This window comes from Demequina activiva, from assembly GCF_016862815.1.
Taxonomy (GTDB): domain Bacteria; phylum Actinomycetota; class Actinomycetes; order Actinomycetales; family Demequinaceae; genus Demequina; species Demequina activiva.
The window spans coordinates 281,655-307,923 of record NZ_BONR01000003.1; the positions used below are offsets into that span (position 1 = coordinate 281,655).

31 protein-coding genes are annotated in these 26,269 nt (G+C 70.5%); 14 read left to right on the plus strand and 17 right to left on the minus strand.

Features of this window, described 5'->3' with window-relative positions:
* Positions 1-9: 9 nt before the first annotated feature.
* The 8 genes from Dac01nite_RS08765 to Dac01nite_RS08795 all read right to left on the minus strand — a co-directional run bounded on the left by Dac01nite_RS08765 (position 10) and on the right by Dac01nite_RS08795 (position 6,823).
* Entirely contained in the window at positions 10-405 is a 396-nt protein-coding gene (locus Dac01nite_RS08765) for a cation:proton antiporter (protein WP_203656026.1), read from the minus strand.
* Entirely contained in the window at positions 402-659 is a 258-nt protein-coding gene (locus tag Dac01nite_RS08770) for an MrpF/PhaF family protein (RefSeq protein WP_203656027.1), read from the minus strand. The genes Dac01nite_RS08765 and Dac01nite_RS08770 overlap by 4 nt, the downstream gene beginning before the upstream one ends.
* The gene (locus Dac01nite_RS08775) at positions 656-1,021 is read right to left on the minus strand and encodes a Na+/H+ antiporter subunit E (protein WP_203656028.1); all 366 of its coding nucleotides are present in this window, start codon (positions 1,019-1,021) and stop codon (positions 656-658) included. The genes Dac01nite_RS08770 and Dac01nite_RS08775 overlap by 4 nt, the downstream gene beginning before the upstream one ends.
* Positions 1,018-2,604 carry a monovalent cation/H+ antiporter subunit D family protein gene (locus Dac01nite_RS08780; RefSeq protein ID WP_203656029.1) on the minus strand — a complete coding sequence of 529 codons (1,587 nt, stop codon included), beginning with the start codon at positions 2,602-2,604 and terminating at the stop codon, positions 1,018-1,020. Before Dac01nite_RS08780 ends, Dac01nite_RS08775 begins: the two co-directional genes overlap by 4 nt.
* Positions 2,601-2,975: a cation:proton antiporter subunit C gene (locus Dac01nite_RS08785; protein WP_203656030.1), complete on the minus strand. Its 375-nt coding sequence runs from the start codon at positions 2,973-2,975 to the stop codon at positions 2,601-2,603. Before Dac01nite_RS08785 ends, Dac01nite_RS08780 begins: the two co-directional genes overlap by 4 nt.
* Positions 2,972-5,776, minus strand: coding sequence for a DUF4040 family protein (locus Dac01nite_RS08790; RefSeq protein ID WP_239066589.1), 2,805 nt, complete (start codon positions 5,774-5,776; stop codon positions 2,972-2,974). The genes Dac01nite_RS08785 and Dac01nite_RS08790 overlap by 4 nt, the downstream gene beginning before the upstream one ends.
* Positions 5,777-5,861: 85 nt before the next feature.
* Positions 5,862-5,996: a hypothetical protein gene (locus Dac01nite_RS12200; protein WP_275404540.1), complete on the minus strand. Its 135-nt coding sequence runs from the start codon at positions 5,994-5,996 to the stop codon at positions 5,862-5,864.
* Positions 5,997-6,094: 98 nt separating this feature from the next.
* Positions 6,095-6,823: a winged helix-turn-helix transcriptional regulator gene (locus Dac01nite_RS08795; RefSeq protein WP_203656032.1), complete on the minus strand. Its 729-nt coding sequence runs from the start codon at positions 6,821-6,823 to the stop codon at positions 6,095-6,097.
* A gap of 56 nt (positions 6,824-6,879) precedes the next feature.
* Here Dac01nite_RS08795 and Dac01nite_RS08800 point away from each other — a divergent pair, with 56 nt between their 5' ends.
* The 9 genes from Dac01nite_RS08800 (at position 6,880) to dtd (ending at position 12,029) form a co-directional block, all read left to right on the plus strand.
* A complete protein-coding gene (locus tag Dac01nite_RS08800) occupies positions 6,880-7,614 on the plus strand; it encodes a hypothetical protein (protein WP_203656033.1) in 735 nt (244 codons plus the stop codon).
* Between the two features lie 27 nt (positions 7,615-7,641).
* Positions 7,642-8,076: a thioredoxin family protein gene (locus Dac01nite_RS08805; protein ID WP_203656034.1), complete on the plus strand. Its 435-nt coding sequence runs from the start codon at positions 7,642-7,644 to the stop codon at positions 8,074-8,076.
* 22 nt (positions 8,077-8,098) lie between these two features.
* Positions 8,099-8,548 (plus strand): DUF4395 domain-containing protein, encoded by a 450-nt coding sequence (locus Dac01nite_RS08810; protein WP_203656035.1) that lies wholly within the window; start codon positions 8,099-8,101, stop codon positions 8,546-8,548.
* Between the two features lie 146 nt (positions 8,549-8,694).
* A complete protein-coding gene (locus Dac01nite_RS08815; protein WP_203656036.1) occupies positions 8,695-9,249 on the plus strand; it encodes a heme-binding beta-barrel domain-containing protein in 555 nt (184 codons plus the stop codon).
* Positions 9,250-9,289: 40 nt separating this feature from the next.
* Positions 9,290-10,441, plus strand: coding sequence for a CAF17-like 4Fe-4S cluster assembly/insertion protein YgfZ (ygfZ, locus tag Dac01nite_RS08820; RefSeq protein WP_203656037.1), 1,152 nt, complete (start codon positions 9,290-9,292; stop codon positions 10,439-10,441).
* A gap of 49 nt (positions 10,442-10,490) precedes the next feature.
* Entirely contained in the window at positions 10,491-10,751 is a 261-nt protein-coding gene (locus Dac01nite_RS08825; protein ID WP_203656038.1) for a type II toxin-antitoxin system Phd/YefM family antitoxin, read from the plus strand.
* A 3-nt stretch (positions 10,752-10,754) separates the two neighbouring features.
* Positions 10,755-11,186, plus strand: coding sequence for a type II toxin-antitoxin system VapC family toxin (locus tag Dac01nite_RS08830; RefSeq protein ID WP_203656039.1), 432 nt, complete (start codon positions 10,755-10,757; stop codon positions 11,184-11,186).
* Between the two features lie 33 nt (positions 11,187-11,219).
* On the plus strand, positions 11,220-11,582 hold the full coding sequence (locus Dac01nite_RS08835; RefSeq protein ID WP_203656041.1) for a DUF2516 family protein: 363 nt from the start codon (positions 11,220-11,222) through the stop codon (positions 11,580-11,582).
* Positions 11,583-11,603: 21 nt separating this feature from the next.
* On the plus strand, positions 11,604-12,029 hold the full coding sequence (gene dtd, locus Dac01nite_RS08840) for a D-aminoacyl-tRNA deacylase (RefSeq protein WP_203656043.1): 426 nt from the start codon (positions 11,604-11,606) through the stop codon (positions 12,027-12,029).
* 4 nt (positions 12,030-12,033) lie between these two features.
* Here the strand turns inward: dtd and Dac01nite_RS08845 are convergent, their stop codons facing one another.
* The 3 genes from Dac01nite_RS08845 to Dac01nite_RS08855 all read right to left on the minus strand — a co-directional run bounded on the left by Dac01nite_RS08845 (position 12,034) and on the right by Dac01nite_RS08855 (position 14,023).
* Entirely contained in the window at positions 12,034-13,029 is a 996-nt protein-coding gene (locus Dac01nite_RS08845) for an endonuclease domain-containing protein (RefSeq protein ID WP_203656045.1), read from the minus strand.
* Positions 13,030-13,184: 155 nt separating this feature from the next.
* Complete coding sequence (locus Dac01nite_RS08850; protein ID WP_203656048.1) at positions 13,185-13,418, minus strand: helix-turn-helix domain-containing protein; 234 nt, start codon at positions 13,416-13,418, stop codon at positions 13,185-13,187.
* The gene (locus tag Dac01nite_RS08855; protein WP_203656050.1) at positions 13,415-14,023 is read right to left on the minus strand and encodes a hypothetical protein; all 609 of its coding nucleotides are present in this window, start codon (positions 14,021-14,023) and stop codon (positions 13,415-13,417) included. Before Dac01nite_RS08855 ends, Dac01nite_RS08850 begins: the two co-directional genes overlap by 4 nt.
* A gap of 219 nt (positions 14,024-14,242) precedes the next feature.
* Here Dac01nite_RS08855 and Dac01nite_RS08860 point away from each other — a divergent pair, with 219 nt between their 5' ends.
* Entirely contained in the window at positions 14,243-16,837 is a 2,595-nt protein-coding gene (locus tag Dac01nite_RS08860) for an ATP-dependent Clp protease ATP-binding subunit (RefSeq protein ID WP_203656051.1), read from the plus strand.
* Between the two features lie 739 nt (positions 16,838-17,576).
* Here Dac01nite_RS08860 and Dac01nite_RS08865 read toward each other — a convergent pair.
* Both Dac01nite_RS08865 and Dac01nite_RS08870 read right to left on the minus strand, forming a co-directional pair.
* Positions 17,577-18,023 carry a hypothetical protein gene (locus Dac01nite_RS08865; RefSeq protein ID WP_203656053.1) on the minus strand — a complete coding sequence of 149 codons (447 nt, stop codon included), beginning with the start codon at positions 18,021-18,023 and terminating at the stop codon, positions 17,577-17,579.
* A complete protein-coding gene (locus tag Dac01nite_RS08870; RefSeq protein WP_203656055.1) occupies positions 18,020-18,835 on the minus strand; it encodes an RHS repeat-associated core domain-containing protein in 816 nt (271 codons plus the stop codon). Before Dac01nite_RS08870 ends, Dac01nite_RS08865 begins: the two co-directional genes overlap by 4 nt.
* Before the next feature lie 67 nt (positions 18,836-18,902).
* Between Dac01nite_RS08870 and Dac01nite_RS08875 the strand changes: the two genes are divergently transcribed.
* Positions 18,903-19,919, plus strand: coding sequence for an aldo/keto reductase (locus tag Dac01nite_RS08875; RefSeq protein WP_203656065.1), 1,017 nt, complete (start codon positions 18,903-18,905; stop codon positions 19,917-19,919).
* Between the two features lie 89 nt (positions 19,920-20,008).
* On the opposite strand, the gene Dac01nite_RS08880 is transcribed toward Dac01nite_RS08875, so the two are convergent.
* A complete protein-coding gene (locus tag Dac01nite_RS08880) occupies positions 20,009-20,548 on the minus strand; it encodes a thermonuclease family protein (RefSeq protein ID WP_203656067.1) in 540 nt (179 codons plus the stop codon).
* 99 nt (positions 20,549-20,647) lie between these two features.
* Positions 20,648-21,526 carry an HhH-GPD family protein gene (locus tag Dac01nite_RS08885; RefSeq protein ID WP_203656069.1) on the minus strand — a complete coding sequence of 293 codons (879 nt, stop codon included), beginning with the start codon at positions 21,524-21,526 and terminating at the stop codon, positions 20,648-20,650.
* Between the two features lie 56 nt (positions 21,527-21,582).
* Here Dac01nite_RS08885 and Dac01nite_RS08890 point away from each other — a divergent pair, with 56 nt between their 5' ends.
* A complete protein-coding gene (locus Dac01nite_RS08890; RefSeq protein ID WP_203656071.1) occupies positions 21,583-22,200 on the plus strand; it encodes a hypothetical protein in 618 nt (205 codons plus the stop codon).
* 7 nt (positions 22,201-22,207) lie between these two features.
* Here the strand turns inward: Dac01nite_RS08890 and radA are convergent, their stop codons facing one another.
* On the minus strand, positions 22,208-23,581 hold the full coding sequence (gene radA / locus Dac01nite_RS08895; RefSeq protein WP_203656073.1) for a DNA repair protein RadA: 1,374 nt from the start codon (positions 23,579-23,581) through the stop codon (positions 22,208-22,210).
* An 81-nt stretch (positions 23,582-23,662) separates the two neighbouring features.
* Between radA and Dac01nite_RS08900 the strand changes: the two genes are divergently transcribed.
* Both Dac01nite_RS08900 and proC read left to right on the plus strand, forming a co-directional pair.
* The gene (locus Dac01nite_RS08900; RefSeq protein ID WP_203656075.1) at positions 23,663-24,916 is read left to right on the plus strand and encodes a hypothetical protein; all 1,254 of its coding nucleotides are present in this window, start codon (positions 23,663-23,665) and stop codon (positions 24,914-24,916) included.
* A gap of 65 nt (positions 24,917-24,981) precedes the next feature.
* Positions 24,982-25,824 carry a pyrroline-5-carboxylate reductase gene (proC, locus tag Dac01nite_RS08905; protein ID WP_203656078.1) on the plus strand — a complete coding sequence of 281 codons (843 nt, stop codon included), beginning with the start codon at positions 24,982-24,984 and terminating at the stop codon, positions 25,822-25,824.
* Between the two features lie 12 nt (positions 25,825-25,836).
* On the opposite strand, the gene Dac01nite_RS08910 is transcribed toward proC, so the two are convergent.
* Positions 25,837-26,229, minus strand: coding sequence for an FKBP-type peptidyl-prolyl cis-trans isomerase (locus Dac01nite_RS08910; protein WP_203656080.1), 393 nt, complete (start codon positions 26,227-26,229; stop codon positions 25,837-25,839).
* Positions 26,230-26,269 lie beyond the last annotated feature (40 nt).

Genomic DNA, 26,269 nt, shown 5'->3' on the forward strand with positions numbered 1-26,269 from the left:
CGGGTGAGCTCAGTGAGCCTCGCCTCGTTCTGACGGCTGCTCGGACGTCTGCGGCGACCCATCGCCGTCGGCGACGCGCGCGTCGAGATCAGCGAGCTCGTGGAACGCCTTCGCACGCATGGGGGTGCGGATCAGGTAGGACGAGCGCGCGACGGCCATGGAGCCCACGGAGGAGGTCGCGAGCTGAAGCGCGATGATCACCGCCACCTTCACCGCGTTGCTGATGCCGGGCTGCATCAGCAGCGCGCCGGTCACGACCAGGACGATGCCCAGGCCGGCGGCGGTGCCCACGGCGGAGATGCGGGTGTAGACGTCCGGGAACCGCACGATTCCCAACGCCGCCGTGAGGAACACGAGCCCACCCGCCACGATCAGGACCTGCCCCAGGATCTCGAGGACGCTCATCGGGTCCCCCTCGTGAGCGCTCGCGCGAGCGAGAGCGTCGCAAGGAATCCCACCACGCTCGCCACCAGCACGAGGTCGAAGGTCGCGGCAGAGGCCATGCGGACTCCCACGAGCGCGATGATGCCGATCATGCCGAAGAACAGCAGGTCCGCCGCGACCACCCTGTCCGCCTCGGACGGGCCGGCGATCATGCGATAGGTGCTGGCCAGGCATGCCACCACGAGCAGGCCGAGCCCGATGTCGATGCCGATCACTGCGGACCTCCTTGACGTCGCATGGCATGGAGCATGCGCCCCTCGATGTCGCGCAGCTCTCTGCGCAGGGACTCCGCGTCGGGGTGATACATCCCGTGCACGTACAGGTCGCGGGGGCTGTCGTCCGAGGCCGCTCTCGAGGTGCCCAGCGTCAGCGTGCCCGGCGTCAGGGTGATGAGGGCCGCGAGCACGGTGAGCTCGGCATCCGTCCGGCAGCGCGTGGGCAGGATCGCGACCCCGGGATCGGAGCGCTGGCCTGGAGTGAGGTTGTCCCACACCACGGTGGCATTGGAGATCACCACCCGTGTGGCGAACCAGATCGCGAACCACACGAGCCTGACCGGCCAGGTGATGATGCTCATGAGTTCAGCACCGCCTCGACGTAGCCGCTGGTGTCGACCAGGCCCTGGGCCGCGGTCTCCGATAGCCCCAGCAGGAACTCTGCGCCGAGGCCGAGCGCCAGGCTCACCACCACGAGGAACACGGCGGGGAGCGCGAGCGGGAGGCTGATGCGGCTCCGCTCGTGGTGCGTCGCGTCCTCGGGGTGCTGCACCGGCGACAGCACCGTGCTGGCCTCGTGGTGGGCGTGAGCGCCGCGCTCGAGGGGCCAGGGGTGCGGAGCCGGGCTGGAGCCGTCCGGTGCCTGGGGCTTGCCCCAGAACGCGTTCGACCAGATCTTGAGCATCGACATGAGCGTGACCAGGCTGGCCAGCACCATCACGCCCGCGGCCACCAGCTGTCCCTCGGACACCGAGGCCAGGACCAGCCCGAGCTTGCCGACGAATCCGGAGAACGGAGGAATGCCGGCGAGCGACAGCGCCGCCGCGAAGAACGCGACCGCGATCAGCGGCTCGCGGCGCGCCAGCCCGCCCAGCCGGTCGAGGGATCCGGTGCCGTACCGCACCTCGATCGCCCCGGTGGACAGGAAGAGCGAGGCCTTCACGATCATGTGGTGGATGAGATAGAAGATTCCCGCCGCGAGTCCGGCCACGCCGAACAGGGCGACGCCCATGAGGATGTAGCCGATGCCGCTCACCATGTTGAACGTGAGGATGGCGCGCGGGCTCTTCTCTCCCACGGCGCCGAGCACGCCCACGATCATCGTCACGGTGAACGCCACGACGCCGATCCACAGGAAGCGGCTGTCGCCCTCGAACACCACGGCATAGATGCGGTAGATCGCGTAGATCGCGACCTTGGTGTGCAGGCCGGAGAACATCGCCGTCATCGCCGGAGAGGTGGCGGGGTACGCCTGCGTGAGCCACCCGTGGACGGGGAACACCGCCGCCTTGATCGAGAGAGCGAACAGGCAGATCGCCATGGCCACGGCCACGGCGTCCGAGGATGCTGCGGCACCGGCCAGCTCCGCGAGGTTCACCGTGCCTGCGACGCCGTAGACGAACGCCACTCCGGCGAGGAACACCGTGGACGTCAACAGGTTCACCAGCACGTACATGCGCGCGCCGGCGATCCTCCGCAGCCTCGCCTTGCCCGGCGCGGCCAGGATGAACAGCGCGTAGGACGGCAGGAGCATCACTTCGATGAACACGAAGAGGTTGAAGAGGTCCGCAGTGAGCAGCGCGCCATTGACACCCGCGGTCAGCACCAGCACCAGCGGGGCGAAGTAGCGGCGCCGCGCGAAGCCCGAGGCGATGGCGAAGGCCGTGCACGTGAGCGTCAGGAGCATGGTCGCGGTCAGCATGAGCGCTGTGAGCATGTCCGCGGCGAACGGGATCGCGATCCCCACGGGCCACAGGCCCACTCCGTGCGCGAGGGTGCCGCCGTCCGCGCTCGCGACCACGGTGGCCACGGCCCCGGCGAGGCCGAGCGCCAGCACTGCTGTCAGCACCACGAGCGTGGACCGGGTGCGGCGTGCCAGCAGCACGAGCACCGCTGCGGCGACCAGCGGCACCGCGACCAGCAGCGGAAGCATGGCCCCAGTCATGAGGTCCCTCCCTGCTCCCGCGTGGGCTGGGACGCCTGTGTGCCCGGCTCGCTGTCCCGTTGCGGGGGCTGCGACATGTCGTCGTCGTGACGGCCCGTCACGGCGAGCACGAGCATGACGATCGTGATCGCGAAGGCGATCACGATGGCCGTCAGCACGAAGGCCTGCGGCAAGGGGTCCGCGACGAGCGAGGGGTCCAGGTCGCCGCCGATGGGCTCGTCCCGCCTGTCCGTGCCTCCCGCGGCGATGATGATCAGGTTGACGGCGTGGCTCAGGAGCACGAACCCCAGGATCACCCGCAGCATCTCGCGGCGCGAGAACAGGTAGACGGCGCCGGCGACGAGCACTCCGGCTGCGATCGCGATGCTCATGAGCGAGCCACCTCCTCCTCGGTGGGCTGGGCCGGGGCGGGCGTCGCGTCCTCCGCCAGCGGCGGCCGTGGCGTGCGAGGCAGGCCCAGCAGGTTCATCGCGGCGAGCACGACGCCGATCACGGCGAGGTACACGCCGATGTCGAACAGCAGCGCGCTCGTGAGGTGCAGGCTGCCCACGTACAGGTGCAGGGTGGCGAGGAACGATCCGTTCAGGTAGCCGAGGAGCCCCGTCACCGTCGCGACCAGCACGCCGGCGCCGATGAGCACCAGGAACGGCTGCCGCAGTCGCGCGACGTCGTCCGTGGGCGCCGCCAGGTAGAGCAGCGCGAAGCCGGCGCCGCCCATCAGCGCGGCGATGAAGCCGCCTCCCGGCTCCTGATGCCCCCGCAGCAGCAGGATGACGGACAGGAGGACCGTGAGAGGGCCCACGAGACGCGTGAGCGTCCGCGTGAACACCGAGTTCGCCAGGGCATCAGCCAATGCCTGCGAGCGGTCGATCGGCGGTTCGGGCTGCCGGTCGTCGAGCTCGCGACGCACCCGCAGGAGGATCACGATGGTCAGTCCTGCGATGCCCAGCACCGTGAGCTCCCCGAGGGTGTCGAGCGCGCGGAAGTCGACGAGGATGGTGTTGACGATGTTCGCGCCACCCGTCTCGCTCTCGCCCTCGCGCACGTAGTAGTCGCCAGCGTTCGACAGGCTGCGGCGCCCCGTCAGAGCCATGACTGCGGCGGTGGTGGCGATGCCGGCGCCCACCGCGATCAGGGCGGGGACGATGGCGCCGCGACGGGTCTGCTTGGCGAACGTGCGGGGCAGGCGCCGCAGCAGCAGCACCATGACCACCACCGTGAGGATCTCGACCAGCAGCTGGGTCATCGCGACGTCCGCGGCGCCGAGCGAGTAGAACCAGGCCGTGATGGCGAAGCCGACCACGCCGATGACGACCACGGCCGTGATGCGCGTGCGGGACGCGACCGCACCCGCGACGCCGGCGAGCACCAGCACCAGGAGGCCCCAGTCCAGCGCGGTCGAGGGGCCGGTCACGCGCTCCGCGAGATCGAGACCGCCCATCCCGGCCGCGAGCGCGAGTCCCAGCAGGCACAGGATGGGGATCAGCAGGTGCCGGCGCGGGGAGGTCGTGGCGGTCAGTCCGCCCACCCACGCGCCCAGCCGCTCCGTGCCCGCGCGCACGCTGTCGACCACCGCGAGTCCGGACCACGGCCAGTGCAGAGGTTGGAGAACGGCATCCACGCGGCGCCGTCCCACGGCCATGAGCACGCCAGCGGTGATCACGAGGACGGACAGGATCAGGGCCGGGGTGACGCCGTGCCACAGGCTGAGGTGCTTGTCGACGGTGGTCCCTGAGGCCGCTGTGGCCGCGCCGCTCACCAGGCCGTCGAGCGCGCCGGGCACCAGCCCGAGCACGAGGCCTGCCACGGCCGGCAGCGCGACTGGCAGCCACAGCAGCGGCGACGCCTCCTGGAGAGGCGTCGCACTGTCGGGGTGGTCCGCAGTGCTGCTGAACGCACCGATCACCAGGCGTGCGCAGTACGCGAACGTGAACACCGCGAACACGGCGATGAGGATGGCCAGCATGGGCCCCAGCCAGGCGGCGCCGGGGGCCTCCCAGAACGCGTCGAGCAGGCTCTCCTTGCTGACGAAGCCCAGCAGCGGCGGGATGCCCGCCATCGACGCGGCCGCCAGGATGGTGATGGTGGCGGTGACGGGCATGCGGGCGCCCACCCCGCCGAGCTTGCGGATGTCGCGCGTGCCCACGGTGTGGTCGATCACGCCGACGGCGAGGAACAGCGAGGACTTGAACAGTGCGTGGGCGATGGTGTGGACGATCGCCGCCGCGAGCGCCTCCGGCGTCCCGACCCCGATCATGGCGACCAGGAAGCCCAGCTGGCTGATGGTGGAGTACGCCAGCAGCTCCTTGAGGTCGTGGCGCTTGAGCGCGGCGATGGATCCGAGCGCGGCCGTGATCAGACCGGCCGTGACCAGCAGGGAGGACCACAGTGGGACGCCGGCCAGCGCGGGCGAGAAGCGGAACAGTAGGTAGATTCCGGCCTTCACCATCGCCGCAGCATGGAGGTAGGCGCTCACGGGGGTGATCGCGACCATCGAGTCAGGCAGCCAGGCCTGGAACGGGAACTGCGCTGACTTGGTGAACGCCGCGATGCCCAGCAGCGCCGCCACGGTGGCGGTGAAGGCGGCATCCTCCGCCCAGATCCCATCCGCGAGGATGGTGCTGATGCGCGTCGACCCCACTCCCACCGCCATCACGACGGCGGCGGACAGCAGGGCGAGACCGCCCAGCACCGTCACCAGGAGCGTGCGGATCGCCGGCTCCCGGCCGCCCGCGCCGGAGCGCGCGATGAGGAAGAACGAGCACAGCGTGGTCGCCTCCCAGGCCACGAAGAGCACCACCACGTCATCGGCCAGCACCAGCAGCAGCATGGCCGCGGCGAACAGCGTCATGAGGCCGTAGAAGGAGCTGTGCCGCCCGTGCGGGAGGTATCCAGCCGAGTAGGCGAGGACCACGGCGCCGATGACGAGCACGAGGAGCGCGAACACAAGCGACAGGCCATCGAGCCTCAGGGACAGCTCCACGCCGAGCGTGGGCATCCATGCCAGCGTCTCCTCCCGCACGCCGCCCGAGGACGCCGAGGCGATGATGGCCGCCACGGCCAGCAGCGCGCCGGCCAACGGCCAGCCTGCGGCCCTCCCGACGTACCGGCCGAGCACAGGCGCGGCCAGCGCCGTCAGGAAGACGATGAGAACGCTCAGAGCTATCAACACGGTCCCGGGGGTCGTCGGATCAGGGTCACCGTCGGGCCGGGGGCACGTATCTCACGGCGGTGAGATCGCACCACGGCGCCAACGCTCAGGCGACGGCTGCCGGGGGCTGGCATCCGGAGCACAGCGCACCCCACGTCGACACATAGCCGTTGGTGCCGGGCTGGGGCGTCACCAGCAGCTCGGGTGGCGCGATCGCGTCACGTGAGCAGTGGTGGGCCATGCTGGACATCCTACCTGGCGCCATTCTTCGCCTCCCCCGGGCTCAGGGAGAGCGTCACGTTGCTCGGAGAGGGCCCCGACGCACTCCAGCGCCGCCCTCTAGACGCGCGGCTTGTCCTCATCCTGCGACGCCGCGGGCTCCTTGAGGGGCTTGGGCTGCGGCGGGTCGAAGCGGTAGCCCACGTTGCGGACCGTGCCGATGAGGTGCTCGTGCTCCGCGCCCAGCTTGGCGCGCAGGCGACGCACGTGGACGTCGACGGTGCGCGTGCCGCCGTAGTAGTCGAAGCCCCACACCTCCTGCAGCAGCTGGTCGCGGGTGTAGACGCGGCCCGGGTGCTGCATGAGGTACTTGAGGAGCTCGAACTCCTTGTAGGTGAGGTCGAGGGGGACGCCCTTGAGGCGGGCGGTGTAGCCGCCCACGTCGACGGTGAGGTCGCCGGAGATGAACTCGGCGGCCTTCTCGAGGGGATCCTCCGTGTTCGCGCGGCCGATGACCAGGCGGATGCGTGCCTCGACCTCGGCGGGCGAGGCGTCTGCGAGGACCACGTCGTGCGCGCCCCAGTCCGCGTTGACGATGGACATCCCGCCGTCGCGCAGCACCAGCAGCAGCGGCACCGACACGCCCGTGACGTGCACGAGCTTGCAGTTGTTGCGCGCCTCGGCGAGATCGTGACGGCCATCGACGATCACGACGTCCGCGTCGAGAGCGTCGAGCATGGCGGACGGCTCGGGCGGCAGCACGCGCGTGCGGTGGGACAGCAGTCCGAGCGCAGGCAGGACTTCGGCCGGCCCGTCCTGGGACGGGGTCAGCACGAGCAGGTCTGCCATCGCCACCTCCGTTCGGCCTTAACTGTAGCGGCGAGACAAGTGAGACACTAACCCCCATGAATCCCACCACCCGGGCGACGATCACTGCTGTCGCGGCCTCGGTGATCGCGGCGACGGGGTTCCTCGGGACGCGGTATCTGGCCGCAGGAGTGCTGCTCGTCATGGCCGGCCTCGCAGTCGGGTGGCCCATCCTCACGCGCACGTCGCGGCACTGGGTGAGCACCGCGATCATCGGCGCCGGCTCGATCGTCGCCCTGATCGCCGTGATCCTGGGCCGCGACGAGCCCTATCTGCGCTACATGGTGGTCGCGGTCGCGGGCATCGTGGTCGCGGCGCTGGTCACGGAGATCTTTCTGCCTTCCGCACCGGGCCGGGCGGTCACCTCGGTGGCAGCCACCGCCGCGGGCGGGGCGGTCGCCGCCTCAGGGGCCGCATGGGTCGCATCGAGCCGCACCGCAGGAGCCGAGGACCTCGTGGTGGCCGGCGCCGCTGCGCTCGCGATGGCCGCCGTGGCCTCGGTGGTGACCAACCACGCGACCATCAACACGGTGCTCGCGCTCGTGCTCGGCGCCGCGTCGGGGGGCGTCACCGGCTTCCTGTTCGACTCGATCACGTGGTACGGAGGAATCCTCGTGGGCATCGCCGCGGGCGTGTCCGTGGTGCTCCTGGCCGAGCTGTACCGGCGCGAGCCCCGCCCGCACTCGGTGTGGGCGGGAATAGCCTCGGCCGTCACCCCTGTTCTGGTGGCCGGGGTGCTCGTCTACTTGGGCGGGCGCCTCCTCATCGGCTAGCCCGCCCACCTAGGAGCCCTCGCACCCATGCTCATACGCATCGTCCTCATCGTCGCGCTGCTCGCCGCCGCGAGCCTCGCGTATGCGTGGTGGCAGCGCCGGCAGGGCCGGGTGCGTGACGTGGTCCGCGAGGGAGAGCTGACGGCCGATGTGCTGGGCGCACCGCGCGGTCCCCACGCGACCTTCGTGCAGTTCAGCACCCCGCTGTGCTCGAAGTGCCCCGGCACCGCGCGTCTGCTCAAGGGCGTGGCGGGCGAGCGCGTGGGTGTCACCCACCTAGAGATCGACGCCTCCGAGCGACTGGACCTCGCGCGCGAGCACCACATCATGCGCACTCCCACCACGCTGGTGCTGGATGGCACCGGCGTCGTGGTCGCACGGATGGACGGCGCTCCCACCGTCGAGCAGGCACGCGAGGCGCTCGACGCGGTCGGGCGCCGGGCCTCCGGCTACTCCATCTAGAATCCTCGCCAAGGAGGCAGCCATGTCAGCACAGACCCAGGACCTGCAGATCGATCCACGCGGCTATCGCTTCGGCGCCGGCGTCACACTGGTGCTCGCGCTTCTCGCGCTGGTGCTGGGCGCGACGACCGCCGGCTTCGCCGTCATGGCGCTGCTCGCTCTTCTCTTCCTGCCAGGCGCAACCGTGGGGCCGCAGGCGACCGTGCAGGCCGCGCTGTTCAAGCGACTCGTTCGCCCGCGCATCGGCGCTCCCAGCGAGACCGAGTCCTTCCGGCCGCCCCGCTTCGCCCAGCAGATGGGTCTCGCGATGAGCACGGCAGCCCTCGTGCTGGGCCTGCTGGGCCTCGCATGGGGCTTCTGGCTGTTCGCCGCACTGGTGACCGTCGCATCGTTCCTCAACGCGGTGTTCGAGTTCTGCCTGGGCTGCGAGATCTACCTCCTGCTCAAGCGCGCGGGTGCCCGCGCCGCCTGAGGCCGTCCCCGCGCTCACCCGCGTTAGGATCGGAGAATCATGACTGGACTCGAGATCGTCTTCACCGCCCTCGCCGTCGCGGCGTTCGGCGCCACCGCCTGGATCACCGCGATCATCGGCTGGCGCGTGCTGCGGAGCCCGCGCCGGTGACGTTCGTCCTTCCCGAGGGCCTCGCACCGGAGGTCTACCCGCTCGCGTGGCTCGTGGGCCGGTGGACCGGCCATGGCGAGGTCGCGTACCCCGGCGTGCCGCGAGCGCAGATCCTCCAAGAGGTGGTGTTCGACCACGACGGCGGCCCCTACCTCACCTACACCGCGACCACCTCGCTGCGCGGCGAGGACGGCGAGCCCGTCCAGGTGTGGGCTGTCGAGTCTGGCTTCTGGCGCGTGGCCCCGCAGGCGCCCGAGGGCGTGGAGCTCCAGGACTTCCAGCACCCGCTCGAAGTGGTCCTCACGGACGCCTCGGGTCTGCTCACCTGCTACATGGGCGCCGTGGGCAACGGCCGCGTGGACCTCGCGACCCGCTTCGCCGCCGCGACCGAGTCCGGCCCCGAGGTGCGCGGCGCGACCCGCATGTACGGCAACGTGGGCGGCACGCTGATGTGGGCGTGGGACCTGGCGGCCTTTGGCGAGGAGCTGCAGTCCTACATGAGCGCGGAGCTCACTCGCGCGGACGCACCGGACGCGACCGCGGGCGAGTGACGCCGTGGAATCCCCCGCGCAGGCAGAACGTTCCCCCGCCATGACTTCCTCACCTCTCCTCGCGCGCCACGGCGCGGTCGACGACACGGGTGCCGATGCGGGGGTCGCCTGGCACTACGGCGACCCCACCGCTGAGCAGCGTGCGCTCGAGGCGGGCCGTGCGGTCGCCGACCAGTCGCACCTGGGCATCGTCACCGTCACGGGGCCGGACCGGCTGACGTGGCTCGACTCGCTCACGAGCCAGCAGCTGGGCGCCCTCGCCCCCGGCGAGTCCACGGAGACGATGATCCTGTCGCCCCAGGGCCGGATCGAGCACGTCGCGAGCGTGGTGGACGATGGCGAGACCGCCTGGCTCATCTCGGAGACGGCGGCGCGCCTCGCAGCCTTCCTGGACCGCATGCGGTTCATGCTGCGCGTCGAGGTGGCGGATGCGACGGCCGAGTGGGCGGCGATCGGCGAGGCCGTGGGCGCTCCTGCGAGCGATGGCGAGCCCGTCACGTGGGTGGACCCCTGGCCGGGGGTCACCGCAGGCGGCACCACCTATGCGCAGAGCCCTGACGAGCCTCACCCCGGCGCCGAGCGCGCCTGGCGTCTGGTCATCGTCCCTCGCGCGAGCCTGGAGGGCGAGATCGATGCCCGCGTCGCCGCGGGCTGGACCCTCGTGGGCACCTGGGCGACCGAGGCGGCCCGCATCGCCGCGCATCGGCCACGCGCCATCCGCGAGGTGGACGAGACCACGCTGCCGCACGAGCTGGACTGGCTGCGCACCGCGGTGCACCTCCACAAGGGCTGCTACCGCGGCCAGGAGACCGTCGCCAAGGTCCACAACGTGGGCCGGCCGCCGCGCCGCCTCACGATGCTGCACCTCGACGGCTCCGGGCATGCCCTTCCTGAGCCCGGTGCGCCGGTGATGCAGGGCGACGGCGACGATGCCAAGCAGGTGGGTCGCGTCACCTCGGTGGCACGCCACCACGAGCTGGGTCCCATCGCCCTGGCGATGCTCAAGCGTTCGGTGGACCCCTCGACGGTCCTGATGGTGCCGTCTGACGGCGGGCCGCTGGCCGCCGCCCAGGAGCTCATCGTGAATGCGGATGGCTTCTCTGCGGACCGCCCCGACAAGCCCGGTCCCACCATGAAGGGCCTGCTGATGGGCAAGGGCTGCGCCGCGGACGGCGGCGACCTGCCCTCCTGACCCGCGCGTTCTCGCTCGCGCGCGCACTCGCCGGAGTACCGTGGCTCGTGTGGAACTCTCAGTGACGCAGTTGCGCAAGGACCTCTCCAAGGCCGTCGACGCCGCCAAGGAGGGCGAGTCCGTGGTGATCACCGAACGCGGCGTGCCTGTCGCTCGTCTCACCGGCGTGGAGTCCGCCGACCTGCTCTCGCGTCTCGAGGCCGAGGGTCTGGTGACGCCGCCCGCCGGGTCCCGCGCCGTCCCCCGCCTGCCCCAGGCCGAGGCCGCCAAGGATGCGCTGTCGAGTCTGCTCGGCCGCATGCGGAGGTAGGGCGTGGCACTCGTCTATCTCGACACCTCCGCGCTGGTGAAGCTGTGCGTGCTCGAGACCGGCTCCCCTCTCGCGGTGGGCCTGTGGAAGCACGCCGATGCGCTGGTCACCTCGCGCATCGCGGACGCCGAGGTGCGTTCGGTGCTGGCAGCCGCCGAGCGCATCGGCCGCATCGACGCCGCGCCGGCCGCGCAGGCGCGCGACAAGTGGAAGGAGCTGTGGCCCTCCCTCACCAAGGTCGAGGTCACGGCCGAGCTCGCCCAGCATGCCGGCGACCTCGCGGACCGTCGGCCCTTGAGGGCCGGGGACGCCCTGCATCTCGCGAGCGCACTCCTGCTGCGCGATGCCTCGCCGGTCTTCGCCGCCTGGGACCACCGTCTCGCGGACGCCGCACGAGCGGAGGGGCTCACCGTCCTGCCGCCTAGACTGGCCTGAGCCCCGCCCCCTAGCTCGACGGAGGACTCGCCCGTGTTCGGATTCCTGCAGGCCCTGGTCGTCTGGCTCATCTCCGCCGGCGCCCTGGTGGGTTCCATCTGGGCGCTCATCGACGCCGTCAAGTACCCGGACTCCGCTTTCGTCAACGCAGGCAAGAAGTCCAAGGCGCTGTGGCTGGTGCTGCTGGGAGTCGCAGCTGTGGTCGCCTTCGTGTCGATGCCGCCGCTGCCCTTCGGTCCCAACCTCTTCGGGTTCGGCGGCGGTGGCGCGCTGGGCCTCCTGGGCATCGCGGCGATCGCCGTGGTGCTCTACTACTTCGTCGACGTGCGCCCCAAGGTGCGCGAGAACAACTACGGCGGCGGCGGGCGCGGCAACCGCGCCAACGGCGGCTGGTGACGGGCCACAGGAGCTGAGCCGATGCGCGCGGTCCTTCAGCGCGCCTCGCGCGCCTCGGTGACGGTCGAGGGCACCGTGACCGCGTCCTTCGACCGGCAGGGCCTGGTCGCGCTCGTGGGGGCGACGCACGACGACGGCCCCGAGCAGATCGACACCATCGCCCGCAAGATCGCGGAGCTGCGCATCCTCGAGGGCGAGCGGAGTGCGACCGACGCGGGGGCGCCCATCATCGTCGTCTCGCAGTTCACGCTGTACGCGGACGTGCGCAAGGGCAGGCGGCCGTCATGGAATGGCGCGGCGCCAGGCCACATAGCGGAGCCCATGGTCGAGGCCGTGGTCGAGGCGCTGCGGGCGCGCGGACTCGAGGTGGGGACCGGGGTGTTCGGAGCGATGATGGACGTCGAGCTCGTGAACGACGGACCCATGACCATCCTGCTGGAGGCGTGAGCCGTCAGCTGTCGAGCCAGCCTGTCTCAGGATCGCTCGCTGCGGCCCGGATTGTTCTGAGGCCCATCTCCTGGAGCTTGGCCCGCCCCAGATTGCGCGGCGTCCCACGAGCCCGCGCTTCAAGGATTTGCCGCACTCGGATCCGGCATTCTTCCGGCTGCGTCGTGAGCTGGCGCCATGAGAACCGCACCGTGAGAATTCCCGCGGTGGCTAGGCGCGCGTCGCGGGCGATGTCGCGCTCGCGCTGACCGGGCTCGGCGTGACCGGCCCCGTCGAGTTCGACTGCCGTCCGGGTTGCTGGGTGGTACATGTCGAGGCGCGACAGTTGACCCTCAACGACCACCTCATGCTGGCGCACGAACCCGCGAAAGTCGCGAGTGTTGAAGACTCGCTGCAGGCCACGCGTCTCGAGGTGACTTTCGGACCCGCCGGCCACCGCCCGCACCAGCGCCTCGAGCCTCCTTCGGCCCGGGATTCTCGGAAGCGCCGCTACGGCGCTCTCGAGCTCGGCCGGCCTCACCCTGCGGCGCTGCACGGAGCGGTAGACCAAGTCCGCCCCGACCGCTGGCTCGAGCCGGCCGTACGCCGTCGCCACCGCAAAGGCAGGCGCGGCGACGCGCACGGGCAGGTCTCGTAGCCTGACATGCGGGATCGGCACGCTCAAGCGTTGGCACGTGAGCCACGGCGTCGCTGGCTCCGTCTGGCCCGGAGCGCCAGCGATGATGATGACGCGCGGAGCCTCCAGGAGGCCAAGCAGGTGGCACGCGGCGGGGCCGATGATGACGGCGTCGTACTGGGCCGCCACTGCGGACGCACGCGTGCGGAAGGAGCGAGCGTGTAGCGCTGCGGCGTAGACGGATGGCAGCAGGCGGGACACTCGGCCGGAGCGGATCGCAGCCCGCAGCGCCGCGCGCGACCACCGTCGCTGGATCTCCTGGCGCGGCAGGGCCAGGGCCGAGCCCTCGAGGTAGTCAATGAGGGCTTGCGACTCGACGCTCATGTTCCACGGGTACCCGCAATGGTCGCCGAGCGGGGGACACCCTGGCAATCTGTGGACAACCGATGGGACCTGAGGACAACGGGGGAGGCAGCGGCGTCCGAATCGCGGGCCCAGGCACCATCCGGAGAGCATCCGGAGGCCGTGCCGGGGACGGCTCAGGGGGAGCGAACCAGCAGGTCCCCCACCTCGCAGCCGAGCACGTCGCAGATCGCGGTGAGGGTCGAGAAGCGGATCGCCTTGGCGCGGTCGTTCTTGAGGACGGAGAGGTTGACGACGGAGACCCCCACGGCCTCGCTCAACGCGGTGAGCGTCATGCCGCGATCCTCGAGCAGCTCGTCGAGCCGGCAGTGGATGCCCGTGCCGTCGTCGGGCGCGTCCGCGGGGCTCATACGAGGCCCTCGGTCTCGCGCTGGAGACGTTCACCGATCTGCAGCGCCGCACCTACGGCCGCGACGACCAGCACGACGAGGGCCGGTGCGAGGCTGACCTCGAACGTGACGGCCTCGTACGTGTAGTCGCTGATCGCCGAGAGTGCGCCGTTAGTGGTCATGTTGGTCAGGATCGATGATCCGAGCCATCCGACGGCGACGATCCCTGCGGCCATGTATGCCAGGCGCGAGGAGCCAGCAGTGAAGGCATGCCCCCTGGCGAGCCTGAGGAAGAAGAGGGCGGCGACGCCGATGCCGAGCAGCGTGATGACGGCCATCCACACGGGCTCCGCGTACAGCGCGAAGGCCGTGGCGGGCGCCGGGTCGGGGACGGTGACGGTCGCCATCTCGACGGTGGCGGTCACACCTGCCCCATCCGGTCCGAGCGGCAACGATGCAGACTCGCCGGCGAGCGGAACGGTGACCGGCACATCCCGTCCATCACCCACCTCGAGCAGCCGCCTCACGGCCGCGAGCACAGTGATGCCGGCGCCGAAGGCCACTATCACGATCGACATGACCATACCGATCCTGTCCGACTTGCTGAGCTGCATGCTCTCGTTCATGACTCCTCCATATCGTTCTTCGTTGTTATCGACAAACAATACGCAACGATAGTCGATAAGGCAAGCGGGCATCGGCCGTCTGTCACGACAAGGTCACACCTGTCACGCCGGTGGCGAACATGGGCATGAGCACGACCTCCCCCTCGTTAGCCTGGATCCAATGCCACAGGTGACTGCGGCGACCCCGGCGATACGGCCGGATGATGTGAGGAGGAAACCATGTTCGAACGGTTCACTGACAGGGCCCGTCGTGTGGTCGTGCTCGCGCAGGAAGAGGCGCGCATGCTCAACCACAACTACATCGGTACGGAGCACATCCTCCTCGGCCTTGTCCGCGAGGGCGAAGGCGTCGCCGCCAAGGCGCTCGAGGCCATGGACATCTCCCTGAACGGCGTGCGCGAGCAGGTCCAGGAGATCATCGGCGAGGGGTCGCACGCCCCGTCCGGCCACATCCCCTTCACGCCCCGCGCCAAGAAGGTGCTCGAGCTGTCCCTGCGCGAGGCGCTGCAGCTGGGCCACAACTACATCGGCACCGAGCACATCCTGCTGGGCCTCATCCGCGAGGGCGAGGGCGTGGCAGCGCAGGTGCTTGGCAAGCTGGGCGCGGACCTGGGCGGCGTTCGCCAGCAGGTCATCCAGCTGCTGAGCGGCTACGAGGGCAAGGAGCCCGCCACCTCCGGCGCCGGCGGCCCGCAGGAGGGCACGCCCTCCGGCTCGACCGTGCTCGACCAGTTCGGCCGCAACTACACGCAGGCCGCGCGCGAGGGCAAGCTCGACCCCGTCGTGGGCCGCGAGATGATCATGGAGCGCGTGATGCAGGTCCTGTCGCGCCGCACCAAGAACAACCCGGTCCTCATCGGCGAGCCCGGCGTCGGCAAGACCGCCGTGGTCGAGGGCCTGGCCCAGGCGATCGTGCGCGGCGACGTGCCCGAGACGCTCAAGGACAAGCACCTCTACACGCTGGACCTCGGTTCGCTCGTGGCCGGCTCGCGCTACCGCGGTGACTTCGAGGAGCGCCTCAAGAAGGTGCTCAAGGAGATCCGCACCCGTGGCGACATCATCCTGTTCATCGACGAGATCCACACGCTCGTGGGAGCCGGAGCCGCCGAGGGCGCGATCGACGCCGCCAGCATCCTCAAGCCCATGCTGGCCCGAGGCGAGCTGCAGACCATCGGCGCCACCACGCTCGACGAGTACCGCAAGCACGTCGAGAAGGACCCCGCGCTCGAGCGCCGCTTCCAGCCCATCCAGGTGCCGGAGCCGGAGCTCAGCCACGCGATCGAGATCCTCAAGGGTCTGCGCGACCGCTACGAGGCCTTCCACCGCGTCACCATCACGGACGATGCGATCGTCGCCGCCGCGCAGATGGCGGACCGCTACATCTCGGACCGCTTCCTGCCGGACAAGGCGATCGACTTGATCGACGAGGCGGGAGCGCGCCTGCGCATCCGCCGCATGACCAGCCCGCCGGAGCTGCGCGACCTGGACGACAAGATCGCGAACGTGCGTCGCGACAAGGAGTCCGCGATCGACGAGCAGGACTTCGAGAAGGCCGCGTCGCTGCGTGACGTGGAGCGCCGCCTGTCCGAGGAGCGCGCGGAGAAGGAGGAGGCCTGGAAGTCGGGCGACCTCGACGTCGCGGCCGTGGTGGACGAGGACCTGATCGCCGAGGTGCTCGCGATGTCCACCGGCGTGCCCGTCACCCGCGTGTCCAGCGACGAGTCCTCGCGACTGCTGTCGATGGAGTCCGAGCTGCACAAGCGGGTCATCGGACAGGAGCAGGCCATCAAGGTCCTCGCCCAGTCGATGCGCCGCACCCGTGCCGGCCTCAAGGACCCCAAGCGTCCCGGCGGCTCGTTCATCTTCGCCGGCCCCACCGGTGTCGGAAAGACCGAGCTCGCCAAGGCGCTCGCCGAGTTCCTGTTCGGCGATGAGGACTCGCTGATCTCGCTCGACATGTCCGAGTACGGCGAGAAGCACACCGTCGCGCGCCTGTTCGGAGCGCCCCCCGGCTACGTGGGCTTCGAGGAGGGCGGCCAGCTCACCGAGAAGGTGCGCCGCAAGCCGTTCTCCGTGGTGCTGTTCGACGAGGTCGAGAAGGCCCACCCGGACATCTTCAACTCGCTGCTCCAGATCCTGGAGGACGGCAAGCTGACGGATGCCCAGGGCCGTGAGGTGAACTTCAAGAACACCATCATCATCATGACCACGAACCTGGGTGCGGACACCATCTCGCGCCGTCAGGCGACGGGATTCTCGATGCAGTCCGAGACCGGCCACAGCTACGACGAGATGGTCAAGCTGGTCAACGGCAAGCTCAAGGAGCACTTCAAGCCCGAGTTCCTCAACCGCGTCGACAACGTGGTGGTCTTCCCGCAGCTCACGCAGGACGAGATCATCCAGATCGTCGACCTCATGGTCGCTCGTCTCGACGAGCGCATGCGGGACAAGGACATGGGCATCGAGCTCACCGAGGCGGCCAAGAAGCTGCTCGCGGAGAAGGGCTACGACCCCGTGCTCGGAGCGCGACCCCTGCGTCGTGCACTCCAGCGCGAGATCGAGGACCCGTTGAGCGAGAAGATCCTGTTCGGCGAGGTCACCAGCGGCCAGATCATCCGCGTGGACGCCGAGGGCGAGGGCATCCTGGGCGAGTTCTCGTTCGAAGGCATCGACCGCGACGACGTCGTGGGCGAGCCGCTCGGCACCGACCCCGAGGTGAAGGTGGGCGGCGGCGACACCGAGGGCGCCGACGTGCCGCGCGACCCCGGAGCCTCGAACGGCCCTGAGGGCGACGCACAGGCCGCTCGCGAGTAGCCGCTCAGTTCAGCCAGTCACGGAAGGCCCGGTCCCCGCGAGGGGGCCGGGCCTTCGTGCATCCAGGCGCGTCACATCGCTGCCGAGAGAAGGCCCGGCCCATCCCTCACCCAGTGAGTACATCGGGGACCGAGCCGATGACCTCAGCCGCATCGGAAGGAAGCACCTGAGCCTCGCCGGAACCCGGACACCATGCCTGACGCCGCTCGGTCAAGAGCCTCTTGTCGCAAACCGCGTGCATGCACCGCGATGACGTCTCGCGAGTGTGCGCCGTCCTTGCGCATCCGCACCAGTGGATATGTGACGTCGACCTCAGGCGTGGTTGGCGTTGCGAATCCGCCAGAAGCGGGGGCCGTGTCCACAGCGTCTGTCACACCTTCACACTCGACCGGAGGACGGGGGCAACGCTCGTAGGTAGTCGAGCAGCTCGTCGAAATTGTCGGTCACCACCCATCGCGCGGGCGGGGGCCCTGGCAGCGGCGATGGCGACATCGACTCCAGGCTTGCCAACCGTTGACGCGCCGCGTCGAGGAGACGAGAGCGCATCGCGCTGAACTCGCGCTGGTGGTGGAGGGGCCTGTCTTGCACCGGGCGCATGGGGTCCTCCGAAGGCAGGACGAATGCGCGCAGCCGATCCAGGTCCATCGCCTCAACGGCGGGTGCGTCGCGTATCTAGCCGGTCGCGATGCGGCGGCGCCAATATCGACGATGGTTGCGCCACGCGCGATCACACCCTCGATCAGTCTCGGCGGCTGCGCTGTGCTCGAGTGGCCGCTGAAGCGGACGGTCCTGCACCCCCTCGGGTCTTCAGGTAGGCCGCGAGCTCGCCGCAGTCGTCTATGTCCAACCAGCGAGGAAGCGGCGCCACTCGCTCGCGAACTTCCCGCGGCACCTGCGAACGGGCTTCGACGTCGCGAAGCTGCTCCATCACTCGCTCGCGATAGCGCAGAAACTCCTCTTGGGCGGCGAGATCCCGATCAGCTACTGGCTCACGAGGGTCCACTCCTGCGCCCACTTGAGCCCGGAGGCGGTCGAGATCCATCATCTCCACACTAGGAGCTTCCGCGATCTCGAACACGTGGAGTTGCGGAAGCGCGCGGGATACACGCTCCGCGCTCTCAGCGCGCACGATGAACCAAATACCCCCGTTGACATCATCAAGGATGCCGACGAACTCACGTTTCACGGGAACGGATGGAATGTCAGCCCCTCCATGTTGATCGGGCGGGTCGTCCAGTACTCGATTCCGCCGCCGGGCTGTCCGAACAGGGGATCGACGCAGTACGGCCCATAGATGTCCTCAAGACGCTCGCGAGGCACTTCATAGTAGCCATCTGGCGGCGGATCGGGGAGAGCGAGGTTTGTCTGCGCGGCACCTGCCGACGTGTAGAGCGTCGGCGACAGCCAGATCTTGCCTGCACCCAAGACCGCTCGGACACCATCCCTCTCGACATACGAGACTGTGTCCCATCTCGTGTAGTGATAGAGGGTCTCTGGCTCGGACCCGGGTGGTATCTGGCACGTGTCGACGGCCGTAGGCGGAGGGCTGTTCGGACCGCGCGGCCCCTGCGGTTGAGGCTGAGGCTCTGGACGGGGGCCATCGATACCGTCCTGATCGTTCGGATCGCCAGCGTGCCCTGCGACCGCCCAGTATGCAGCTCCCCCGGCGGCAAGCACGCCCGCCGTGGTTGCCAGAAGTGCGGTCGCTGTCCTCAAGGTCGAGAGCAGCCCCAGGTAGTATCCCGCCGAGATCGAGTTGATTTCGAGCCTGAGCTGCATCGAGGCTTGCTGCTCGATCATCGTAGACAGACCCGTCGGGTCAGTGTTGTTGACCGGATCCGCGTTCGCGTAGAGGTATCGGTTCAGTGACGCCGGCACCGATGGGTCGCCGTGCCACGGATCGGCCGTGATGAACCTGGCCGAGGCCGGGTCGTACCAACGGGCCCGCAGCCACACCATGCCGGTGTCCGGGTCCGCGTACTCGCCGTTCCAGCCCACCGTGGCTGCCTCACGGCACTTACCACTCGGTCAGCCAATCTGCCGCATCGGCCGTAGGCTGGGAGGCATGACTCACGATCCCTACCTCGCCGCCGAGGACCGATACGAGACCATGGACTACCGCCGCTCCGGCCGCTCGGGCCTGCGCCTGCCGGGCGTGAGCCTGGGCCTGTGGCACAACTTCGGGGGCGCCAACGACGCGGACACGATGCGGGAGACGCTCCGCACCGCGTTCGACCTGGGCGTCACCCACTACGACCTCGCGAACAATTACGGCCCGCCGGCCGGGTCCGCGGAGACCAACTTCGGGACGATCTTCCACCAGGACCTGAAGCCCTACCGCGACGAGATGATCATCTCCACCAAGGCCGGCTACTACATGTGGCCCGGCCCCTACGGCGAGTGGGGATCGCGCAAGACGCTGCTGTCCTCGTTGGATCAGTCGCTCACCCGCATGGGCCTCGACTACGTCGACATCTACTACCACCACCGCCCGGACCCGGACACCCCCATCGAAGAGTCGATGATGGCCCTGGACCAGGCGGTGCGCTCCGGCAAGGCGCTGTACGCCGGCATCTCCAACTACAACGCGGAGGACACTCGCGAGGCGGTGCGGATCCTGCGGGAGCTCGGCACCCCGCTGCTGATCCACCAGTTCTCGTACTCGATGTACGAGCGCTCGCCCGAGGAGGCCCTCATCGGCACGCTCGAGGACGAGGGCGTGGGCTCGATCGTGTTCTCGCCGCTCGCGCAGGGCCTCCTCACGGACCGCTACCTGAACGGCGTCCCGGAGGGCTCACGCGTCACACACTCGCAGTTCCTGCAGGAGAACCAGCTGTCGGAGACCTACCTCGAGCGCACCCGCGCGCTGAACGACATCGCTCAGCAGCGCGGCCAGTCGCTCGCGCAGCTCGCGATCCAGTGGGTGCTCCGCAAGGACCGCATCACGTCCGCGCTCGTGGGCGCCTCGAGCGCGGCGCAGCTGCGCAACACCGTGGCCGCGCTGGACTTCCCCGCGCTCACCGACGACGAGATCGCGGCCATCGAGCCCCACGCCGTGCATCACACGCACCACAGCTCGTAGCCGTCACGACGGCCGATGCCGCCCGGGTCCCGCTCAGAGGCCCGGGCGTCGTCGTGTCCGGGCGTGCACGCCATCCGCGCAGGCTCGCGTCAGCCCGCGGCGCCGTCGAAGTCCGGGCACAGGTGCTCCACCTGGGCATCGAGCTCGCGGTAGTCGTCCTCGCGGTCGTGCGGCTGGCCGCTGCGCGAGTCGTAGCGGGCGATCGCGAAGCCGAACTCGATCATCTCGCGGCCGTAGTCCTCGGTCCCGATCTCCACGTACCTGAGCAGGCGGTCGTAGGTGTCGCGATCGGTCTGCGCGCCCGGGATGAGCGCTACCTGCTGGTCCAGCAGCGTGACCTGCGCGGCCTCTCGGGCCTGGTCCGCCCCGCATTCGCCGCGCTCAGGGGTGTCGATGCCGATCACGCGCACATCCTCGACCACGCCGTCGCGCGTGACCTCCATGGAGTCGCCGTCGTACACGTGAGTGACCGTCCAGAGCTCCGGCACGGCCGATGCGCCGGTCGCCTGGCCCTCCCCGTCGCCGTCATCTCCCAAGATCGCGGGCAGCAGGAAGGACCAGCCCCAGATCATCACCGCGATGATCGAGACGATCAGCAGCGCTCGGTAGACGGTGGACATGGATCGCATGGGGATCAGTGTCTCAGGCGGCAGCGAGCATGAGTTGCCTCGTCAGGGCTGAGCGGGCGCGACTGTGGACATGTGTTGCCTACCTTCGGGCGGGAGTCGCTAGAGGGAGTGACCGGCTGGCGAGGCGACCGCCAGCCCATCGCCCTCGAGCGAGCGCAGGCAGCGCATCAGCTGCGCCGGCTCCACGTCCTCCAGCTCGGCATGGCCGGCGATCGTCACGGGCCCGTCAGCGGAACGCAGCAGCGCCATGATGCGTCCGCGCACCTGCCGGTCCGTGCCGTGCCAGGCCTGGGTGCGACCCGTCGAGACGCCCAGCCCTGGCCGCCCCGTTCCCACCCACGCGCAGTCACGTTCGAGGGGGCACCGCTCGCACAGCGGGGCGCGCGCGACGCACACCAGCGCCCCCAGCTCCATGGCGCCGGCGTTCCAGGCGGCCGCCTCGAGCGGATCCTCGGGCACCAGACCTGCCGCTGCCTCTCGTTCCGCACGGGTCAGGTGTGCGGCGGGGTGCGGCTCGGCGCGCCAGGCGCGGCCGATCACCCGGCGCACGTTCGTGTCCAGCACCACGTCCCGCTCGCCGAACGCGAAGGTCCTCACCGCAGCCGCCGTGTACTCGCCGATGCCCGGCAGGGCGCGCAGCGCCTCCGTGTCCTGGGGCACCTCGCCATCGTGCCGATCGACGATCGCCGCGGCACACAGCCACAGTCGCTGGGCCCGTCGCGGATACCCCAGCCGCCCCCACGCGCGCACCGCCTCCGCCTGAGGCTCGGCCGCGAGATCGCCGGGTGTGGGCCAGCGCCGCATCCACTCCCGCCACACGGGCTCGACGCGCACCACGGGCGTCTGCTGCAGCATCACCTCTGACACGAGCACGCCCCACGGCGAGCAGTCCGCGTGCCGCCATGGAAGATCGCGGGCCTCCTGGGAGAACCACTCGATGACGGCGCCCACCATCGCGGAGTCATCGGAACGCGGCATGGCTTCATTGTCCCAGGCGCGCCCGGGGCTACCGTGAAGCGAGGAAGGAGCGTGCCGTGGACGGACTGCGCAGGCCGGTGGGCGAACAGCCCGCCCAGGTGTACTGGGTGCGACGCGCGCTGGTGCTGCTCGCGGCCGTGGTGCTGGTGGGCGCGCTGTGGTTCATCGTCTCTTCGCTCGTGTCGAGCGGCGGTGAGGAGGATCCGGCTGCGCCCGCGAGCACGGAGCCCGATTCCACCGTGTCTCCGGCGGCTCAGTCGACCGCAGCCGACGATCCGTCGCGAGCGTGCACGGCGGAGGACGTCACGGTCAGCGCCGTCGCCTCTCCCACCCAGGTCAACGTGGGCTCGATGCCGGCGTTCGAGGTCTCGGTCGAGCACACCGGCGCCTCGCCCTGCTCCCTGTCGAGCAATGGTGAGGGCACCGCTCTCGTGGTGCGCTCCGGCACCGACGTCTACTACGACTCCGCATGGTGCCCCGATCAGCCGGTGTTCACGGATGCCGACTGGATCCTCCAGGAGGGCGCCCGCGAGGCGCTCCAGGCCACGTGGACGGGCCAGCGCTACAACGAGGCGTGCGAGCCGGGGGACGTCGCGCCCGCCGGCTACTTCGTGGCGGAGATCGCCGTGGGCGGCGTCTCCGCCGGCGAGACTCAGTTCCAGATGGTCGAGTAGCGCGACTCTACGGACGCGGCACCGCGAGCTCGACGGCCTCCCGCAGGCTCGCGACAGTGTGGACCTGTACTCCCCGGGGTGCGTCGACGGGCGTGCCGCTCGCTGGAACCAGCACCTCCGTGAATCCCAGCCGCGCCGCCTCCGCCACGCGCTGACCCACCCCGGTGACGGGCCGCACGGCGCCGGAGAGCGCGACCTCGCCGATCGCCGCGAGCCCCGGTCGCACCGGGGCGTCGATGCGAGCGGAGGCCAGCGCGAGCGCGAGCGCGACGTCCGCGGCCGGCTCCGTCACTCGCGCGCCGCCGATGGTCGAGACGTAGACATCGTCCGCCGCGACCGCGACGCCGACGCGCCGCTGCAGCACCGCCAGGATCATCGCCACGCGGGAGGAGTCGATCCCCGACGTCGCGCGACGGGGGTTGCTGAGAGCGCTGGGGGCCACGAGCGCCTGGATCTCGGCTGGCAGAGGCCGCTTGCCGTCGATGGTGATGGTCGCGCAGGTGCCGGCGACGTGGGCGCCCTCGCGCGAGAGGAACAGACCGGACGGGTCTGCCACTCCCTCGATGCCGGTGTCGAGCAGTTGGAAGCACCCCACCTCGTCCACCGAGCCGAACCGGTTCTTGATCGAGCGCAGCAGCCGCAGCTGCGAGTGCTGCTCGCCCTCGAACTGGCACACCACGTCCACGAGGTGCTCGACGATGCGCGGCCCGGCGACCGTGCCCTCACGCGTCACGTGGCCTACCAGCACCATGGGGAAGCCTCGCGTCTTGGCGGCCTGGATGAGCGCCGACGCCACCTCGCGCACCTGGCTCACGCCACCGGCCGTGCCGTCGATCGCGGCAGAGGCGATGGTCTGGATCGAGTCGACCATGAGAAGGTCAGGACCCACCTGCTCGATGTGCGCGAGCACCGCTCCAAGGTCGGTCTCCGCCGCCAGAAGCATCCCGGAGTCCAGGGCACCGATGCGCTCGGCGCGCAGCCGCACCTGACCCGCGGACTCCTCGCCTGTCACGTAGAGCACGGTGCGCTGCGCCCGCGCCGCGCGAGCGGCCACGTCCAGCAGCAGCGTCGACTTGCCGACCCCGGGCTCGCCCGCGAGCAGCACCACGGCTCCCGGCACGAGCCCGCCGCCCAGCACGCGATCGAACTCGTCGACGCCCGTGGCGCGGCGCTCCGAGGCGGTCGCGTCCACGTCGCCGATGGGCCTGGCCGCGCTGGTCGCGACCGTCGCCTTGGTCGCCGGCCCGGACGGCGCCGCGCCCGCCTCGACGACGGTCCCCCACGCCTGGCACTCCCCGCACTGCCCCACCCACTTGGCGGCGGTCCATCCGCACTCCGTGCAGCGGTATCCGGGCTTCGCGGTGCGTGTGGTGGTGGCCATGCCCTCACGCTAGCGGCAGGCTCGGACACGCATGCGCGCCTATCCGGCTCACCCTCTGGGGCGCGCCGTAGTCTGGGGTCCATGGCGAACCCGACTCCCTCCGAGCGACCCCAGCCGTGGCACGCGGTGAGCGGTGGCACTCCCGCACGTGAGTCGGTCGCGCCCTCGAAGCCCGCGATGCCCTCGACCGGTCAGATCCCCGTGGTCCCGCAGCCCATCGAGGCCGAGGACGCGGACGTCGTGGCTCCTGTGGCCTCACCTCCCGACGAGGAGATCATGCCCTCGGCCCGCGGCACCGTCTGGTCCGCGGACCCGCCGCCCGCGGCCGCGGAGCCGGCCGCGGGCTCCGCGAGCGACCCGGTCCGCGACCTGGGCGACGCCGCCGTGCGCAACGCATCCCTGTCCGCCTCCGGCGCCCACACTCCCCTGGGCGGAGTGCCCCAGGTGCCGTCCTCCGCCGCATCGGCTCCATCCTCTCCCGGGGCGGCAGCACCCACCACGGCGTGGTTCATGGGCGACCCGCGGGAGAACGCGCCCGAGGGCGCCGCCGAATGGTCCGCCGGCACGGTGGACAGGCCGGAGCCGGAAAGCGAGCCGGCGGCCGTCCCGCCTCCGAACATCCCCGAGCTCGAGGACGATGAGCCTGCGTACACGCCGCGCTTCGGTGTCCCCCTTGCCGCCCATGCCGGGCCTGGCGACTCCGTCGAGGACACGGAGCCAGACGGTGCGGGCTCGGGTGGCGGGGACGAGCCCCCTGCCCAGCCGCACGAGCGCACCCCGTGGTGGCGCTCCGTGCCGTTCCTCGTGGTCGTGGGCCTGCTCGTGATGGGCGGCATCGGCTACGGGCTCTTCCTGTTGCTCGCCCCCGAGGCGGAGACCGTCGAGCTCACGCCAGAGGTCATCGTCGAGGCACCCGCCGAGCCTGCGCTCGACCCCATCGAGATCGAGGAGCCCACCGACTTCCAGGCGGCGCTGCCGAGCGTGGTGGGCCCCTACGCGCTCACGGCGATCGACAGCCCGGCGCCGCAGGCGGCGGGCCTCGAGGTCCGCGCCGCGGAGGTCGACGACCTCACCTACAGCGACGGCGAGGTCGAGCTGTCGTTGCGCGCGATCCAGCACTACGACGCGGAGGCGGCCACGGCTCAGTTCGAGGCTCTCGCCGTCGACGCCACCGCGCGCGAGAGCGTGATGGCAGGCGACACCCCCGTAGGCGAGCGCGCGAGCGTGAGCGGCGAGGACGGCGACTCGATCCTCTGGCGCAACGGCTCGGCGGTGTTCGTGCTCACCGGCCCGGCCGATGCGCTCGAGGACTTCTACGCGCTGTACCCGCTCTAGCGGCGCCCGGCCAGTGGGACCCGGCCGCGCATCGGACGGTCGCTCTTCCGTACTAGCCTGACAGCATGAGCGAAGAGACGACGCAGTCCCAGGCCCCGCGCATCGCCGTCGTCGGCGGAGGCGTCATGGGCGGCACCATCCTCACCGCGCTGCGCGTGGGGGGCTGGCCGGACGCGAAGATCGTGGTCGCGGAGCAGGACCGCGGCCGTCGGGACGCGCTGGCGGAGGCCCACGGCATCCACGCGACGGGCTCGATCAGCGAGGCCGTGGAGGGCGCAGAGGCCATCGTGATCGCGGTCAAGCCCCAGGATGCAGCGGAGGCCATGGACGCCGTCGCGCAGACCTACAAGCCTGGCGCGCTCGTGCTGACGGTCGCCGCGGGCCTGCCCGCGTCCTTCTACGAGGCTCGCCTCCCGGAGGGCTCGCCCGTGGTGCGCTGCATGCCCAACACGCCCGCGATCGTCGCGCACGGTGCGACCGCCATCGCTGCGGGCGCGCACGCGACGCAGGAGCACCTGGGTCTCGCGGGTGCGATCCTGCGCGCGACGGGCCTGGTGGTGGCCGTCAAGCACGAGGAGCAGCTCGATGCCGTGACCGCGGTGTCCGGATCCGGTCCCGCCTACTTCTACGCAGTGGTGGAGGCGCTGGCGGAGGCCGGCGTGCAGCAGGGCCTGGACCGCGTTCTCGCCACCCAGCTCGCGGCGCAGACCTTCGTGGGCGCAGCGCGACTGCTGATGGAGTCCGGCGACACCCCGTCGACGCTGCGCCAGCGGGTGAGCTCGCCCGGCGGCACCACGATCGCGGCACTCGAGGCGATGCAGGAGGCCGGGCTCCCGGCCGTCATCAAGGCGGGAGCGGATGCGGCCGCCGCGCGATCCCAGCAGCTGGGCGAGGAGCTCGCGGGCTGACGGCCCTTCCGCCTATTGGGCGGCGAGGATGTCGATCGCGAACACCAGCGTCGAGCCTCCAGGGATGGGGCCCATGGAGCGCTGGCCGTGGCCCTTCTCCGGCGGCACGGACAGCAGCACCTTCGAGCCCACCGGCACGCCCGCGAGGCCGTCGACCCAGCCCTCGATGAGCGAGCCGCGCGCAAGGCCGAACGAGATGGGCTCGCCGCGGTCCCAGGAGGCGTCGAACTTCGCGCCATCCCACAGCCAGCCGGCGTAGTGCACGGTGATGGACTGGCCCTCCTGCACCTCGGGACCATCGCCGGTCTCGAGCACCTCGACCACCAGGGCGTCGGGCTTGACCGCTCCGGTGAAGTCGACGGACGGAGCTCCGTTGGCGTCGCGGGTGATGGTGGGCAGGGACATGGCGCCTCCTCGTGCACTGGGGTGTCCCACCACCTTAGGC

Coding starts and splice junctions, on each gene's coding strand:
- Dac01nite_RS08845 (WP_203656045.1), bottom strand. CDS start 13,029: ATGAGCGTCGAGTCGCAAGCCCTCATTGACTACCTCGAGGGCTCGGCC.
- Dac01nite_RS08875 (WP_203656065.1), top strand. CDS start 18,903: ATGACTCACGATCCCTACCTCGCCGCCGAGGACCGATACGAGACCATG.
- Dac01nite_RS08855 (WP_203656050.1), bottom strand. CDS start 14,023: ATGAACGAGAGCATGCAGCTCAGCAAGTCGGACAGGATCGGTATGGTC.
- Dac01nite_RS08780 (WP_203656029.1), bottom strand. CDS start 2,604: ATGACTGGGGCCATGCTTCCGCTGCTGGTCGCGGTGCCGCTGGTCGCC.
- Dac01nite_RS08860 (WP_203656051.1), top strand. CDS start 14,243: ATGTTCGAACGGTTCACTGACAGGGCCCGTCGTGTGGTCGTGCTCGCG.
- radA (WP_203656073.1), bottom strand. CDS start 23,581: ATGGCCACCACCACACGCACCGCGAAGCCCGGATACCGCTGCACGGAG.
- ygfZ (WP_203656037.1), top strand. CDS start 9,290: ATGACTTCCTCACCTCTCCTCGCGCGCCACGGCGCGGTCGACGACACG.
- Dac01nite_RS08800 (WP_203656033.1), top strand. CDS start 6,880: ATGAATCCCACCACCCGGGCGACGATCACTGCTGTCGCGGCCTCGGTG.
- Dac01nite_RS08850 (WP_203656048.1), bottom strand. CDS start 13,418: ATGAGCCCCGCGGACGCGCCCGACGACGGCACGGGCATCCACTGCCGG.
- Dac01nite_RS08880 (WP_203656067.1), bottom strand. CDS start 20,548: ATGCGATCCATGTCCACCGTCTACCGAGCGCTGCTGATCGTCTCGATC.
- dtd (WP_203656043.1), top strand. CDS start 11,604: ATGCGCGCGGTCCTTCAGCGCGCCTCGCGCGCCTCGGTGACGGTCGAG.
- Dac01nite_RS08775 (WP_203656028.1), bottom strand. CDS start 1,021: ATGAGCATCATCACCTGGCCGGTCAGGCTCGTGTGGTTCGCGATCTGG.
- Dac01nite_RS08810 (WP_203656035.1), top strand. CDS start 8,099: ATGTCAGCACAGACCCAGGACCTGCAGATCGATCCACGCGGCTATCGC.
- Dac01nite_RS12200 (WP_275404540.1), bottom strand. CDS start 5,996: ATGGCCCACCACTGCTCACGTGACGCGATCGCGCCACCCGAGCTGCTG.
- Dac01nite_RS08805 (WP_203656034.1), top strand. CDS start 7,642: ATGCTCATACGCATCGTCCTCATCGTCGCGCTGCTCGCCGCCGCGAGC.
- Dac01nite_RS08885 (WP_203656069.1), bottom strand. CDS start 21,526: ATGCCGCGTTCCGATGACTCCGCGATGGTGGGCGCCGTCATCGAGTGG.
- Dac01nite_RS08785 (WP_203656030.1), bottom strand. CDS start 2,975: ATGAGCATCGCGATCGCAGCCGGAGTGCTCGTCGCCGGCGCCGTCTAC.
- Dac01nite_RS08795 (WP_203656032.1), bottom strand. CDS start 6,823: ATGGCAGACCTGCTCGTGCTGACCCCGTCCCAGGACGGGCCGGCCGAA.
- proC (WP_203656078.1), top strand. CDS start 24,982: ATGAGCGAAGAGACGACGCAGTCCCAGGCCCCGCGCATCGCCGTCGTC.
- Dac01nite_RS08765 (WP_203656026.1), bottom strand. CDS start 405: ATGAGCGTCCTCGAGATCCTGGGGCAGGTCCTGATCGTGGCGGGTGGG.
- Dac01nite_RS08900 (WP_203656075.1), top strand. CDS start 23,663: ATGGCGAACCCGACTCCCTCCGAGCGACCCCAGCCGTGGCACGCGGTG.
- Dac01nite_RS08910 (WP_203656080.1), bottom strand. CDS start 26,229: ATGTCCCTGCCCACCATCACCCGCGACGCCAACGGAGCTCCGTCCGTC.